Below are 14769 nucleotides of genomic sequence, written 5' to 3'. Positions count from 1 at the left end.
GCAGCACACCACCATGACCGATCCCCTGCTCGACATCGCCCGCCTCGGCGGCACCACCATGGGCACCACCTGGAGCGTGTCGCTGGTCGCATCACGCCAGCGCGACCTGCACCCGCTGCATACTGGCATCCAGGCGCGGCTGGACGGGGTGGTCGCGCAGATGAGCACCTGGGAGCGTGGTTCGGATCTGAGCCGCTACAACCGCGCCGACGCCGGCCAATGGTGCGTGCTGCCGGCCGAAACCCGTCACATTCTGGCCTGCGCACAGGCCATCGCTTCCGCCAGTGGCGGCGCCTTCGATCCCACCATCGGTCCGCTGGTTGCACTGTGGGGCTTCGGGGCACATGCCGGCGAACGCCGCCAGCCCGACGACGCTACCCTGCAGGCCACGCGTGATCGCTGCGGTTGGCAGCGCCTGCAGTGGCAGGACGATGCGCTGCTGCAACCGGGTGGACTGGAACTGGATCTCTCTGCGATCGCCAAGGGCTTCGGTGTCGATCACGTGGCCGCCTGGTTGCGTGGACAAGGCATCACTGCCGCGCTGATCGAAGTCGGCGGCGAACTGGCCGGCTACGGCCGCAAACCGGACGGCCAGCCGTGGCGCGTGCTGGTGGAATCCGCACCCGAAGAAGACGCCCACACCGATACCCCGCCACGGGTACTGGCGCTGGACGGCAAGGCGGTGGCCACCTCCGGCGATCGCTGGCACCAGTACCAGGCCGATGGCGAGGCCTACAGTCACAGCCTGGACCCGCGCTCAGGCAGACCGGTGCGGCAGGTTGCCGCGGCAGTAACCGTGGTGGCCGACGACGCCATGCACGCCGATGCCTGGGCCACCGCACTGACCGTACTCGGTCGCGAACAGGGCATGGCACTGGCCGAGCGCGAAGGACTGGCTGCGCGCTACCTGCAGCGTGCGGCAGACGACCCGCAGGAATTTCTCAGCAGCGCCTTCCAGCGCCTGCTCGACGAGCAGGACGCATGAGCGCACGTCCATCGCGCGCCTGGCTCGGCAACGCACTGGTTCTGCTCCTGCTGGCAGCGATCGGCTGGGCACTGCTTCGCCTGCATCTCGGCGAAGCGTGGTGGCGGGGCGCACCACCGGCGCGGCACTCGCAGATCGCGGTGCTCGCCACGGTGCTGTATGCGCTGGCCTGCGCGGCCCTGTGGTGGCGTGGGCGCCCGCGCGACGACGCCGCAACCGGAGACACCGCGCCCATCCTGCTGGTCTGGTCCAGCCAGACCGGCTTCGCCCGCGAACTGGCCGAACGCAGCGCCGAGGCCCTGCGCGGTGCCAGCGTGCCAGTGCGCGTGCGCGGACTGCATGAGGTGGATGCAGCACTGCTGGCTTCCAGCCAGCGCGCGCTGTTCATTGCCAGCACCACCGGCGAAGGCGATCCACCCGACCACGCCCTGCCGTTCCTGCGCGGGGTGATGGCCACCCCGCCCCCGCTGCAGCACCTGCACTACGGCGTGCTCGCGCTGGGCGACCGCAGCTATGGCCACTTCTGCGGATTCGGCCACCAGCTGGACACTTGGCTGCGCCAGCACGGCGCGCATCCGCTGTTCGACGCCATCGAGGTCGACAATGCCGATCCAGCAGCGCTGCGTCATTGGCAACAGTTGCTGGGACAACTCGGCGGTAACGCCAGCGAACTGCCCGACTGGAGCCCGGCCGAGTACCAGCCGTGGACGCTGCTGCAACGCGAGCATCTGAACCCGGGCAGCCCCGGTGGTCCGGTGTACTGGTTGCGCCTGCAGCCCCCGGCCGATGCAAATGCGCAGTGGCAGGCCGGTGACATCGCCGAGATCGGCCCGCAGCACGCATCGCACACCGTGCGTGCCTGGCTGGATGCACAACGCTTCGACGCGGACACCGTGCTGGATGATGGGCAGACGTTGCTGGCACGCGTCGCGCGCTCGCACCTGCCCTCATTGGTTCCCCCGGGTGATCTGCCTGCCTTGCTGGCGACCCTGCAACCGCTGCCGCATCGCGAGTACTCGATCGCCTCGGTCATGGCCGACGGTGCGGTTGAGCTGCTGCTGCGCCGCCAGCTGCGCGCTGACGGTACACCCGGCATCGGCAGCGGCTGGCTGTGCGACCACGCTGCCATCGGCGAACCGGTACAGCTGCGTCTGCGCCGCAACGACAATTTCCATGGCTTGGCCGCCGACGTGCCGCTGCTGCTGATCGGCAACGGCACCGGCATCGCCGGCCTGCGCGCGCATCTGCACGAACGCGTACGCAGTGGCGCACGGCGCACCTGGCTGCTGTTCGGTGAGCGCACCGCCGCGCACGACTTCCACTTCGGTGAAGAACTGCAGGCGATGCTGGCCGACGGCACGCTGGCGCGGTTGGATGCAGTGTTCAGCCGCGATGGCGGTGCGCACCTCTATGTGCAGGACCGGCTGCTGGCGGAAGCGGCAACGCTGCGCCAATGGGTGGATGAAGGCGCCACGATCCTGGTCTGCGGCAGCCTGCAGGGCATGGCCCCGGCGGTGGATGCAGTGATCGAGCAGGTGCTGGGTACCGCGGGCAAGGAAGCGCTGTTGCTGGCCGGTCGTTACCGGCGCGATGTGTATTGAGGCCACCGCATCCTGGTGGGTGCGAACCGATTCCTGGGTGCGAACCGCTTTCTGGTGGGTGCGAACCTTGGTTCGCACCATGACGCGGTGTTGGTGGCCGCATCCACGCATGGCGTGGATCTACTGAACAGATTCGGCTGGCGCGAACCGCCTTCTGGTGGGTGCGAACCTTGGTTCGCACCATGACGCGGTGTCGGTGGCCGCATCCACGCATGGCGTGGATCTACCGGACGGATTCGGTGGGTGCGAACCCTGGTTCGCACCATGACCCGGCGTCGGTGGCCGCATCCACGCATGGCGTGGATCTACAACGGCGTGTCCAGGCATGGTGGCAACCGCACCCCAGTAGATCCACGCCATGCGTGGATGGTGCCAACCGGCGCCCAGGAATCATCCCGCCGCCGCACTGATCCGGATCGCCAACAACTCGCCACCACCGCTGAGCGCATGACGCTGCCGTTCACCGGCCGCCAACCACGCAGTGTCTCCCGCCTGCAACGCCGGCAGGCCACTATCTGCACCGAACTCCGCCTGACCGGCCAGCAGATGCAGCGCCCAGGCCACACCCGGTTCGCAGAAGAAGAACATGGCGCCCACCAGCGGCCGGTGCAGCAGCTCGGCCTGCAGCAGCTCGCGCTTCCACATCAGGTTGAAGTCGTGGGTGGTGCCATCGACCAGTTCGCCGTGCAGCGCTTCCTCACCGGCAAAACGCACGCGTCCGTGCGGCGGCAGCACCTCGGCCACGCGGCCATCGTCGAAGCGAAGACGCACGCCATTGCCCTGCAGCAGCACCAGCTCGCGCTCCACGCCGGGGAAGGCGGAGAACGCGGCATCCTGCTCGATCTCGGCCACCGACAGGCGTAGCGCCCAGTCATCACCCTGCGCCGGCAGTCGCAGGATCTCGCGGGTCCAGCCCAGGCCGTTGCGCCAGCGTTCGCGGCGATAGTCCAGGCGGGAGATCACCTGGCTCGGAGTGTGCAACAGGGAGTCGATGTTCATCGGCGCATTGCATCATGCCGCGCGCCGTCATGCATCACCGCGTGGCGAGCGTGCCCTGGCCACCGCACTCGCCGGCCAGCAGCTGCGAGTGCTTCAGCCAATCCTGGTCGGGGTAGTAAGCAAACACCATCGTGCCACCACGCAACGCATCGATCAGCGGCTTGGCCACCGACAGCCGCACCGCAGGGCAACCCAGGCTGCGGCCCAGCCGCCCCTGCAGCTGCGCGGTAGCCGGGTTCACGTACGGCGCACCATGGATGACGATGGCTCGGTCACGCGCGCGGTCGTTGAAGCCCGGTTCCAGCCCGGCCAGGCGCAGCGAATAGCCGTTGCCGCCCATGTACGTCTCCTGCGCGGTGAACGCGCCGAGGCTGGACATGAAGCTGCCATCGCGATTGGAGAAGTGTTCGGTGCGGTTCTCACCGCTGTTGCGGCCATGCGCCACCCATTCCTCGAACAGCAGGCGCTGGTGGGCCAGGTCGAACACCCACAGACGCGGCTCGGTGGACGGCCGCGAATAATCGATCACGCTGAGGCGATCACCATTGATGCCCAGCTCCGGCCGCTGCAGCGCGCAGCGCATGGCGTGCGCCGCCAGCTGCAATACGTGGCGGTCGGCCTTGGGCGCACTGCGCGACAGCAAGGCGGCCAGATCATCGGCACTGGTGGCAAGGGCGGGCGTCTGTGCCAGCGCCGGAGCACTGGCCGAGGTCGCCAGCAGGCCGAACGCGGCCAGCCGGCACAGGCGGGATGCAGTCATGGGCACAACGAAGGGACTCAGTTGCCCTTGAGGGTGGACCTTGGCGGCTCGGATTCCAAGACCGGCTGCATTCCGGATTCAGCCGGGCTTGGGCGGACCGCCGGCAGCGAGGTCACCAGCAGGGTCGTGCCCGGTACCAGCACCTGGTACAGCTGGCGGGCGAAATCGGCCGGCAACGCCATCGGCAGCGAGGGCGTGGCCAGCAGGTCCGGCGTGGCCTGGGCACGGTCCTGGCCCAGCAGCGGATAGGCCGTCCACTGGTGCAGGCGCTTGTTCGCGTCCAGCGGGCTGGGCGTATCGCTGTAGCCCTGCCCCATCACGAACAGGGTGGTGCCCTGGAACGCCGGCAGGGCGTCGGCCTTCAGCGGCGACTCGCCGATCATCACGCCATCGCGCAGCACGTACAGGCGCTGGTCGTGCAGGCTGACCAGGATGCCGACCTGCCCGGCCGGCGCCGCGGCGTCATCCCACCAGGCCTGCGCCGGGGCCCCACCCTCGGTTTCCGGAAGGGCCTGGCCGCGCGCGTTGACCGGCGCCAACACCGACGGATAGGCCAGCGTCATCGGCGAGCTCTTGGCATCGGCCACGACCACGGTGTCGCCACGCTGGGTTTCACTGAACAGCTTCTGCGCGAAGGCCTGCGGCAGCCGCACGCAGCCATGCGAGGCCGGATGACCAGGCAGGCTGCCGCCATGCAGGGCGATGCCGTCCCAGGTCAGCCGCTGCATGTAGGGCATCGGCGCGCTGTTGTAGAGGTTGGACTTGTGGTCCTTGTCCTTCTGCAGGATGGTGAACACGCCGGTCGGCGTCTCATGCCCAGCCTTGCCCGAGCTGATCGTGGTCAGGCCGATGGCAATGCCGTTGCGGTACACGTACGCGCGCTGCTCATCGAGGCTGACCACCAGCACGATCGGGCCGGTCGGTGAAATTTCCGGATGCCACAGGTATTCGCCCGGCTTGAGGTCGGTCGGTCCGCGCACTTCGGCGGTGCTGGCTGCGGCAGCGGCAGGCTTGGCGGCCGGCGTCGGCGCAGCGGCATGGCCCAGCAGCGGCAGGGCCAGTGCAAGGGCGAGCATCAGGGTGGTGGGGCGGTGCAGAAGCATCCAGCGGGGGTCCTTTCCATGCGGTGCGGCCACCGTACACCATCGACCCGTGGTGGCCGCGGCAAAACCAGGCGCCGGAAATGAAACTGCCCGGCGACACAGCCATGTGTCGTACCGGGCAATCGTTACGTCCTTGTCGGCCTGCTGCCGCCCCCTCGCATCCTGCGCTGTGGGGGTAGCGTTGCATCCTGCACGCGGCCGCGTCTGTCCTGTTTGTATCTCAGCCCCTTCCACAGGTCTGTGATGCCACCATCCTGGTGATTGGTGCCGCGTCCTGCGGCGGTCGGTGGTCACGGCCTTCCTGTCCGTGACCGGTGAACCAGCCTCCTGCCGGTTCCGACGATTCCTGCTGTTAGCGCCTCGGTACGGTTCGCACCGGTACCGATCCGGGTACCGGATCCGCCGGCAACAACCTGTTGCCTACGGTGATCCGCTGTCGATTCCGTTCGACGATTGCTTTCCCTATCCCCTTCACCTGCGTCAGGTCCTCGACGCGATGAAACGGGCCGTGTCTGCGCCGGTGCTCGACGATCGCCTCGGCCTTGGCGGCTCCGACCATCGTCAATCCCTGCTGCAGCGCCTGGGCATCGGCGCGGTTGATGTCGATCGGTTCGGCGGCATGCGCCCCAGCGATCCACACGACCAGCACCAGTGCCCTCAACACGACACTCCAAGGCACGACGTGTATCTCCTTGTGATTCTGGCCGTCCCGACCGGCAATCCCGTCGGTAGGAACAGTGTCCGTCACCACATGCACACAGCCTATCGGTTTCCTGGATTTCTAAAAGCCAGCCAAATACCCGACGTGATGTAGGAAAAACCCTACCCGCGGCACAGGCGTAGAATGGCCGGATCAGCCCATGCAACCGGAGTTTCAGATGGACAGCGCCAAGCTCGGCCAATTCGTCAATGACAAGTGGGACAGCGAAATCGTCCCGCAGTTGGTCGACTACATCCGCATTCCCAACAAGTCGCCGATGTTCGACGCCAATTGGGTGCAGAACGGCTACATGGAACAGGCGGTCACCCTGATGGAGAACTGGGCCAAGGCCCAGCAGCTGCCCGGCCTGAAGGTTGAAGTGGTGCGTCTGGAAGGCCGTACCCCGCTGATCTTCCTGGAAATTCCGGCTACCGGCGCCGAAACCGGCGACGACACCATCCTGCTCTACGGCCACCTCGACAAGCAGCCGGAAATGACCGGCTGGGACGACGACCTCGGCCCGTGGACCCCGGTCCTGCGCGGCGACAAGCTGTATGGCCGCGGCGGTGCGGACGACGGCTACGCCATCTTCGGCTCGCTGGCCGCGGTGCTGGCACTACAGGCCCAGGGCCTGCCGCACGCCCGCTGCGTGGTGCTGATCGAAGCCTGTGAAGAGTCGGGCAGCTATGACCTGCCGGCCTACGTCGACCACCTCGCCGACCGCATCGGCAAGCCGTCGCTGGTGGTCTGCCTGGATTCGGGCTGCGCCAACTACGACCAGCTGTGGTGCACCACCTCGCTGCGCGGCCTGACCGGCGGCAACTTCACCGTGAAGGTGCTCAACGAAGGCGTGCACTCCGGCGATGCCTCCGGCGTGGTGCCGTCCAGCTTCCGCCTGCTGCGCCAGCTGCTGTCGCGCATCGAGGACCAGGACACCGGCCGCATCCTGATCGACGGCATGAACGTTGAGATCCCGGCCCAGCGCCAGGAACAGGCCAAGCGCGCCGCCGAAGTGGTCGATACCGAGATCTTCGAGAAGTTCCCGATGGTCGACGGTCTGCGTCCGATGAACGAGGACCTGACCGAGCTGGTGCTCAACCGCACCTGGCGCCCGGCACTGTCGGTCACCGGCGTCGGTGGCATGCCGGCGCTGGAATCGGCCGGCAACGTGCTGCGCCCGCAGACCTCGGTGAAGCTGTCGCTGCGCCTGCCGCCGACCGCCGATGGCAAGACCTGCGGTGAGCTGCTGAAGGAAGCGCTGCTGCGCGATCCGCCGAACGGCGCGCAGGTCACTCTGGATCTGGAAAAGGCCTCCACCGGCTGGAACGCCCCGGCCATGGCGCCGTGGCTGACCCAGGCCATCGACGACGCCAGCCAAGCCTTCTTCGGCAAGCCGGCGATGTACATGGGCGAAGGTGGCTCGATCCCGTTCATGGGCATGCTGGGTGAGAAGTTCCCGGGCGCCCAGTTCATGATCACCGGCGTGCTCGGCCCGCACTCCAATGCACACGGCCCGAACGAGTTCCTGCACATTCCGATGGGCAAGAAGGTCACCGCCTGCGTGTCCAAGGTGATCAGCGAGCACTACGCCGCCAGCCTGCGCGGCGAGACCAGCGGTTCGCCGGTGGCTGCCGACAGTGGCACCCGCCACGGCGACCACGGCTGCTGCTGAATCCGGCACACCGTGACGGACGCAGCCTGGCCTTGCTAGGCTGCGTCCACCCTTGGTGGAAATCGCGCGCATGAATGGTCTGTTCGGCAGCAGCAGCTGGCTCTACATCATCCTGGTCGGCTTCTTCGTCGGCCTGCTCGGGCGATTCTTCATGCCCGGCAACAACCGCATGGGCTGCCTGCTGACCATCGTGCTGGGCATCATCGGCGCGCTGCTGGCCGGGTGGTTCGGCCAGTACATGGGCTGGTACGCCCCCGGTGAGCCGGCCGGCTTCCTCGGTGCGGTGCTGGGCGCGGTGGCCGTGCTGGCCGTCCTGCGTCTGTTCAGCGGTCGCCGCTGATCCCGCACCCTCTTCCCTTCCTGTTCCCGACGTAGGCGCGCCCGGCGCGCCCGGATATGCCTGCATGACCGAACCCGCCTCCGATCCCCAGCGCAGCGCGCAGCGCCTGCAGTGGGCCCGTACCCAGCTCGATGATTCCAGTGCGGTGGTCGAACGCGCCTCGGTCGATGCCGGCATGCGCAGCTACTGGCGCACCACCAGCACGCGCGGCAGCCACATCGTGATGGACGCCCCGCCGGGGCTGGAAGATCCGCGCCCGTGGCTGCGCATGCGCGGCCTGCTGGATGACAACGGCCTGCGTGTGCCCGCGCTGCTGGCACAGGATCTGGATGCCGGCTTCCTGCTGCTGGAAGATCTCGGCGGCCCGACCCTGGCGAAGATCCTCGACGAGCGCAACGCCGATGAATGGTTCGGCCGTTCGATCGAACAGCTGCTGCGCCTGCAGGCGATCCCGGTGCCGGCCGACTTCGGCCAGTTCGGCGAAGCACTGCTGCAGCGCGATGCCGGCCTGTTCGACGAATGGTTCCTGCAGCGCCACCTGAACCTGGAACTGGACTGCGGCGAGATTGAAGGGCTGCAGCTGGTGCACCGCCGCTTGATGGACAACGCGCTGGGCCAGGCCCAGCTGATGACCCATCGCGACTACATGCCGCGCAATCTGATGCCGGTCGAGAATGGTCCGGCAGTGCTGGATTTCCAGGACCTGGTGCGCGGCCCGATCGCCTACGATGCGATGAGCCTGTTCAAGGACGCGTTCCTGAGCTGGCCGCTGCAGCGTGTGGACGAGTGGCTGGCGCAGTATCACGAGCGCGCCCGCAACGCCGGCCTGCCGGTGCCCGACCGTGCCACCTTCCTGCGCGATGCCGACTGGATGGGCATCCAGCGCCACGTGAAGATCCTCGGCCTGTTCTGCCGCCTGCGCTATCGCGACAACAAGGGCCATTACCTGGACGACGCGCCGCGCTTCATCACCTATCTGGATGAAGTGCTGCCGCGCTACCGCGAGCTGGCACCGCTGCAGCAGCTGCTGGAACACCGCATCAAGCCGGCGCTGGCCGACCTGACCACACCGATGCGCGTGGCCCGATGAAGGCACTGGTCTTTGCTGCCGGCCTCGGCGAGCGCATGCGCCCGCTGACCCTGCACACGCCCAAGCCGCTGCTGGACGTGGCCGGCAAACCGCTGATCGTCTGGCACCTGGAACGCCTGGCCGCACTCGGCGTGCGCGAGGTGGTGGTCAACACCGCATGGCTGGCCGAACAGTTTCCAGCGACGCTGGGCGATGGCAGCCAATGGGGCTTGCGCCTGCATTTCATGTACGAAGGGCAGACCCCGCTGGAAACCGGCGGCGGCATCCTCAACGCGTTGCCGGTGCTGGGCGACGCCCCGTTTCTGGTCGTGAACGGCGACATCTGGACCGATTTCGATTTCGCCACGCTGCCGCGCGAGCCGCAGGGCCAGGCGCATCTGGTGCTGGTCGACAATCCGGTTCAGCACCCGAACGGTGACTACCGCCTCGATGCGCAGGGGTTGCTGCACCACGACCGCGAAGGACCGTGCCTGACCTATGCCGGCATCGGCGTGTATCGCCCTTCCATCGTGGCCGACTGGCGCACGGTGATCGGTGATGCACCGGGCAGCGAGCGGCTGCCGCCGAAGTTCTCGGTGGTGCCGCTGCAGAAGCACTTCATGGTGCAGGGATTGATGACGGGGCAGCACCATCGCGGGCGCTGGACCGATGTCGGGACGGTAGATCGCCTGCGCGCGCTGGATGCTGAGTTGGCCGCGAACGGCTGAGCCCCTCGTGGCTGGTCGCGTAGAGCGGATCGCGTGTTTGGCCGGGCGGGTGGGCCATGCAGGGGACGCTGCAAGTCCCCCTCCGGGGCCCGGCCCAGCCGCTGGCGGCTGTGCGTTCAGGCGCTTGCGAAGCAGTGCTTCGCAAGCAAAGCGCCTTCACCCCTGTAAGCTCGGTCGCCGCATCCATGCGGCTCACGCCCCTGCATGGCCCACCCGCCCGGCCTCTGACAGTTTCCGTGGGCGTCCAGCCACGGAAGAAAGAAAGAAAAGCAAAAGCGGGTCGCTTCGCTGCGCTTGCTCTGGTGACGACCAACGGTCGTCACCCACCACAAGCAAGGCACGTGTCGACCAAGGTCGACACCCACCAACAGCAGTGCAGTATGCAGTCCCGGCAGATCGCGGGAACCTGTCGAAGGCGGGGTGGCTCAGGTTGCGGGGGCGTGAGCGCCATGGATGGCGCGATCGAGGCTACAGGGACGTACTTGCGCCGTCCCCCGCAACCTGAGCCACCCCGCCTCCCCTCAGGAAGCCAGCTTCTGCTGTTGCTTCGGCTCTTGCTGTTGCCGGCCAGCGGCCGGCACTACGGCGGGTGCAGGGCGGCAGCCCTGCAAAGCAAACCCCACCCTCAGTAACGCGGCCGGCCTTCTTCCAGCACCTGGCGCAGGAACGGCACGGTGATCCGCCGCTTCGCCGCCAGCGACTCCCGGTCCAGCCAGTCCAGCAGGGTGATCAACCCACCCAGCTCGCGCCCGGTATGCGACAGCAGCCACTCGATCGAGGCCTCGTCGATCGCCAGCCCACGCCGCAGCGCGCGCTCACGCAGCACCGCTGCCCGTCCTTCCTCATCCAGCGGCTGCAGCAGCACACGCACGCACTGGCCCAGCCGCGAACGCAGATCGGGCAGTACCAGGCCCAGTTCTTCCGGCGCCTTCTGCGCCGTGTACAGCACGGTCACGCCCGCAGCGCGCGCGCGGTTGTGGAAATCGAACAGCGCGATCTCGTCCTCGCGGTTGCCGGCCACCTCGTCCAGGCCGTCCAGCGCCACCAGCTCGCGCGCCTCCAGCCCATCCAACGCCGCGCGTACGCGGCCGGCGGCGCTGGCCAGCGGTACGTAGGTCGGCAGTCGCCCGGCCTGCTCGGCGCTGGAGCACATCGCCAGTGCCTGGTGGGTCTTGCCCGTGCCCGCCGCACCTTCCAGATAGACCCAATCGTGGCTGGCACCCACCGCGATCGCGCGCAGCTGCGCCAGCGCGCCGTCCGGCGCGCCGATGAAGGTCTCCAGGCGCTGGTCCCGCGGGTAATGCAGGGCCAGCGGCAGTTGCGGCACACCCATCACTTCAGGTCGGGGCCCTTGTCGTTCGGAATGATGATATGGGGGGCATCGACCACGCCATCAAGCACGATCGCCGGCTTCTCACCCACGTACAGCTCGCTCTGGCGATAACGCTGGTGCGCGTAGCGCAGCAGCACGTTGGTCACCGCTGCCACCGGCAGCGCCAGCAGCATGCCGAGGAAGCCGAACAGCTGGCCGCCGGCCATCACCGCGAAGATCACTGCCACCGGGTGCAGGCCGATCTTGTCGCCGACAATCCGCGGGGTCAGCACGTAGCTTTCCAGCAGCTGGCCCACGGTGAACACCACGCCGACCAGGATCAGCAGCTTCAGGTCGAAGCCCTGTGCCTGCACCAGTGCGGGGACCACCGCCATCAGGATGCCGGTGGTCGCGCCCAGGTAGGGAATGAAGCTGATCAGGCCGGCAATCAGGCCGATCAGCAGACCCAGCTTGAGGCCGACCAGCGACAGGCCGCCGGCATAGATCACGCCCAGCGCCAGCATCACCAGGAACTGACCGCGGATGAAGGCGCCCAGCACCTCGTTGGACTCACGCGCCAATGCGCTGATGGTGCCGATCTGGTTGCGCGGAATCACCGACGCCACGCGCTCGACCAGCTTGTCCCAGTCACGCAGGAAGTAGAACGCCAGGATCGGCAGCAGCAGGATGTTGACCACCCAGGTCACCATCGCAAAGCCCGAACGCGAGACGTAGCCCATGAACGTGGTGGCGAAGCCGCCGGCCTGCTGCCAGTGGCTGCGCACCCATTCGATCAGGCGGTCCGGGTCCAGCCACTGCATCACTTCCAGGCCGGTCTTCTGCTCGAACCAGGGAATGCCCTTTTCCATCAGCCACGCCTGTGCCTGCGGCGCGACCGCAATCAGGGTGGTGATCTGGCGCTCGATCATCGGCACCAGCACCAGCAGCAGCGCCACGATCACCAGCACCATCGCCGCGAACACCAGCACCACGCCGGTCATGCGCGAACGGCCGGTGGCCTCGATGCGGTCCACCAGCGGATCGCCCAGCCAGGCCAGCGCCAGCGCCAGCACGAACGGGGTCAGGATCGGCGCCAGCAACCACACCACCCAGCCGATCAGGCCGGCGAACAGGATGTACTTCAGGCGGCGCAGAAACTGCGCGATTTCCGCTTCCGGGGTCAGGTTCATCGCAGGCGGTACTCGTTGCTGACCGGCGCAGCGACCGGGGCACCGGTGGTGTCGTCGATCGGCGTCGGCAGGGCCGGCAGCGGTGCGCTCGGCACCAGCACGCCGTTGTCGCCCAGCATGCGGTTGAAGCCGGCCAGGCCGGTGGTCATCTCCAGGCTCAGCTCCAGCTGGCCGGCCGAAGCGTGCAGCGGGGTGACGTTGCGCACCACCGGCACCTCACGCAGGCCGGCAGCCAGGCGCAGGTAGTCGTCGGCACTGTTGATGCCGGTGACCACCACCCGATAGGTGCCGGCCTGGCCGACGGCCGCGCCGGCCTTGGCATAGCGCTTGACCAGCGCATCGGCGGCACCATCGGCACCGGCGGCCATCGCGCGCATGGCGTTGGCGTCCTTGCTGGTCCACTTGTTCAGCTCACGGCCGTTGTCGACGAACACCCAGTCCGCCTGCCAGCCGCCATTGGCGCGGTACAGCTTGCCGATCAGCTGCATCGGCGGCGAGTAGCGCGAAGAGGCACGGGCCACGGCGGCACTGTCCTGGCGCCAGATGGCACCGGCCAGCGCCTGTTCGGCGGCACCACCGCTGGGCAGGCCCAGCTTGTAGCCGCGCTCGATGGCGCGGTTCAGCAACGGGCGGGCGGCGTTGGCCTGCTGCACGCTGACCAGGCGCGGACCGCTGCCGTCATCGACGGCCAGCCACAGCACCGGCTTCGGTCGCGGCTGCGGCCACAGCGGCAGGCCCAGCGCCGACACCAGCGAATCGACATCGTCCTCGCGGAAGCGGGCCACCAGCAGGGTACGGAAGCTGGGGGCGCCACTGGCGCTCACGCTCTGGTCCTGCTTGTAGTCGTAGCTGGCCACGTAATCCTTGGCATTGCGCAGCGCCTGCGCCACGCCAGGGCGCGACATCACGCTGCGATCGCCGGACAACTTGCCCAGTACAACGCTCAAGGCGCGGGCCAGCGCACCGTTGCGGTCGGCTTCGGCTTGGCTGTTGACGGGCACTTCGGCCTCGTACGCGCCAGTGGCGGTGGCAACATCACCCTCGGTGCGCAGGCCGCTCTGGGCCATCGTGGCCACCGGCAGGCTCAGCGCAAGGAGCAGGGTCAGAATCAGGCTGCGGCGCATCAGGACATCCATTGGCTCGACGTATCCGGGGGAATTGTTGCCCGAATACGGCCTTTGCGCCAATGCGGCCTGTTAAAATCGCCCGTTCAACCCCTGCCAGCGCCGACGCCCGTGACCAACACCCCGTCTTCCGCCCCCTCCCCCCTCACCTACCGTGACGCGGGTGTCGACATCGACGCCGGCAACGAACTGGTCGAGCGGATCAAGCCCCTGGTCAAGCGCAGCTTCCGCCCGGAAGTGATGGGCGGCCTGGGCGGCTTCGGCGCCCTGTTCGACCTGTCCAACAAGTACCGCGAGCCGGTGCTGGTGTCGGGCACCGACGGCGTGGGCACCAAGCTGAAGCTGGCCCACCAGCTGAACCGCCACGATACGATCGGCATCGATCTGGTCGCCATGTGCGTGAACGACGTGCTGGTGCAGGGTGCCGAACCGCTGTTCTTCCTGGACTACTTCGCCACCGGCAAGCTGGACATCGACACCGCCGCGGCGGTCGTGGGCGGCATCGCCAACGGCTGCACCGAGGCCGGCTGCGCGCTGATCGGCGGCGAAACCGCTGAAATGCCCGACATGTATGCCCCGGGCGAGTACGACCTGGCCGGCTTCACCGTCGCCGCCGTCGAGAAGAGCGAGCTGAAGGATGGCGCCAGCGTGGCTGCCGGCGATGTGCTGATCGGCATCGCTTCGTCCGGCCCGCATTCCAACGGCTACTCGCTGGTGCGCCGCATCTACGACCGAGCCGGCCGCCCGGCCGAGCTGGAGCTGGAAGGCGGCGTGAAGCTGGTCGATGCGCTGATGGCGCCGACCCGCCTGTACGTGAAGCCGATCCTGTCGCTGCTGAAGTCGCACGGCGCGGCCATCCACGGCATGGCCCACATCACCGGTGGCGGCCTGACCGAGAACATCATCCGCGTGGTGCCCGACGGCCTCGGCCTGGACATCCAGGCCTCGTCCTGGACCCTGCCGCCGGTGTTCCAGTGGCTGCAGAAGGAAGGCGCGGTCGCCGACAGCGAGATGTGGCGCACCTTCAACTGCGGTATCGGCTTCGTGCTGATCGTGGCGCCGGACCAGGTGGCCGCGGTATCCGATGCGGTCAAGGCGCAGGGCCTGGAGCACTGGACCATCGGCCAGGTGGTCACCGCCGAAGGCGCCGAGCGCGTCCACATCGCCTGATCCCGACAACCCAGGA

14 protein-coding genes are annotated in these 14769 nt (G+C 67.9%); 7 read left to right on the top strand and 7 right to left on the bottom strand.

All coding sequences use genetic code 11. The features are described 5' to 3' along the window. Positions 1-13 precede the first annotated feature (13 nt). The gene (locus R1L06_RS06210) at positions 14-985 is read left to right on the top strand and encodes an FAD:protein FMN transferase (RefSeq protein WP_317217206.1); all 972 of its coding nucleotides are present in this window, start codon (positions 14-16) and stop codon (positions 983-985) included. After that, positions 982-2586, top strand: coding sequence for a sulfite reductase subunit alpha (locus R1L06_RS06205; RefSeq protein WP_317217205.1), 1605 nt, complete (start codon positions 982-984; stop codon positions 2584-2586). The genes R1L06_RS06210 and R1L06_RS06205 overlap by 4 nt, the downstream gene beginning before the upstream one ends. Before the next feature lie 390 nt (positions 2587-2976). On the opposite strand, the gene R1L06_RS06200 is transcribed toward R1L06_RS06205, so the two are convergent. From R1L06_RS06200 to R1L06_RS06185, 4 genes are all read right to left on the bottom strand, one after another. After that, the gene (locus R1L06_RS06200) at positions 2977-3585 is read right to left on the bottom strand and encodes a HutD/Ves family protein (protein WP_317217204.1); all 609 of its coding nucleotides are present in this window, start codon (positions 3583-3585) and stop codon (positions 2977-2979) included. Between the two features lie 34 nt (positions 3586-3619). Next, positions 3620-4345 (bottom strand): murein L,D-transpeptidase catalytic domain family protein, encoded by a 726-nt coding sequence (locus R1L06_RS06195; protein ID WP_012510304.1) that lies wholly within the window; start codon positions 4343-4345, stop codon positions 3620-3622. Between the two features lie 17 nt (positions 4346-4362). Further along, the gene (locus R1L06_RS06190) at positions 4363-5448 is read right to left on the bottom strand and encodes a L,D-transpeptidase (protein WP_317217203.1); all 1086 of its coding nucleotides are present in this window, start codon (positions 5446-5448) and stop codon (positions 4363-4365) included. 352 nt (positions 5449-5800) lie between these two features. After that, complete coding sequence (locus tag R1L06_RS06185; protein ID WP_012510302.1) at positions 5801-6127, bottom strand: ComEA family DNA-binding protein; 327 nt, start codon at positions 6125-6127, stop codon at positions 5801-5803. Between the two features lie 199 nt (positions 6128-6326). Here R1L06_RS06185 and R1L06_RS06180 point away from each other — a divergent pair, with 199 nt between their 5' ends. The 4 genes from R1L06_RS06180 (at position 6327) to murU (ending at position 9957) form a co-directional block, all read left to right on the top strand. Continuing rightward, the gene (locus R1L06_RS06180; RefSeq protein ID WP_285303072.1) at positions 6327-7820 is read left to right on the top strand and encodes a M20 family metallopeptidase; all 1494 of its coding nucleotides are present in this window, start codon (positions 6327-6329) and stop codon (positions 7818-7820) included. Between the two features lie 70 nt (positions 7821-7890). After that, on the top strand, positions 7891-8160 hold the full coding sequence (locus R1L06_RS06175; protein ID WP_049398791.1) for a GlsB/YeaQ/YmgE family stress response membrane protein: 270 nt from the start codon (positions 7891-7893) through the stop codon (positions 8158-8160). 64 nt (positions 8161-8224) lie between these two features. Further along, positions 8225-9250: an aminoglycoside phosphotransferase family protein gene (locus R1L06_RS06170; RefSeq protein ID WP_317217202.1), complete on the top strand. Its 1026-nt coding sequence runs from the start codon at positions 8225-8227 to the stop codon at positions 9248-9250. After that, on the top strand, positions 9247-9957 hold the full coding sequence (gene murU / locus R1L06_RS06165) for an N-acetylmuramate alpha-1-phosphate uridylyltransferase MurU (protein WP_125894169.1): 711 nt from the start codon (positions 9247-9249) through the stop codon (positions 9955-9957). The genes R1L06_RS06170 and murU overlap by 4 nt, the downstream gene beginning before the upstream one ends. Positions 9958-10582: 625 nt before the next feature. On the opposite strand, the gene hda is transcribed toward murU, so the two are convergent. The 3 genes from hda to R1L06_RS06150 are packed head-to-tail and all read right to left on the bottom strand — an operon-like array spanning position 10583 to position 13595. Beyond that, positions 10583-11290 carry a DnaA regulatory inactivator Hda gene (gene hda, locus R1L06_RS06160; RefSeq protein ID WP_032130359.1) on the bottom strand — a complete coding sequence of 236 codons (708 nt, stop codon included), beginning with the start codon at positions 11288-11290 and terminating at the stop codon, positions 10583-10585. Then, positions 11290-12459, bottom strand: a complete 1170-nt coding sequence (locus tag R1L06_RS06155; RefSeq protein ID WP_317217201.1) for an AI-2E family transporter — start codon at positions 12457-12459, stop codon at positions 11290-11292. Before R1L06_RS06155 ends, hda begins: the two co-directional genes overlap by 1 nt. Then, complete coding sequence (locus tag R1L06_RS06150; RefSeq protein ID WP_032130361.1) at positions 12456-13595, bottom strand: DUF2066 domain-containing protein; 1140 nt, start codon at positions 13593-13595, stop codon at positions 12456-12458. The genes R1L06_RS06155 and R1L06_RS06150 overlap by 4 nt, the downstream gene beginning before the upstream one ends. A gap of 99 nt (positions 13596-13694) precedes the next feature. Between R1L06_RS06150 and purM the strand changes: the two genes are divergently transcribed. Continuing rightward, a complete protein-coding gene (gene purM / locus R1L06_RS06145) occupies positions 13695-14753 on the top strand; it encodes a phosphoribosylformylglycinamidine cyclo-ligase (protein ID WP_049421530.1) in 1059 nt (352 codons plus the stop codon). Positions 14754-14769: the final 16 nt, after the last annotated feature.

Source organism: Stenotrophomonas mexicanensis (assembly GCF_032911605.1).
Lineage (GTDB): Bacteria > Pseudomonadota > Gammaproteobacteria > Xanthomonadales > Xanthomonadaceae > Stenotrophomonas > Stenotrophomonas maltophilia_A.
The sequence above is the reverse complement of the archived record's forward strand: the minus strand, read 5'-3'. Positions and strand labels throughout refer to the sequence as shown.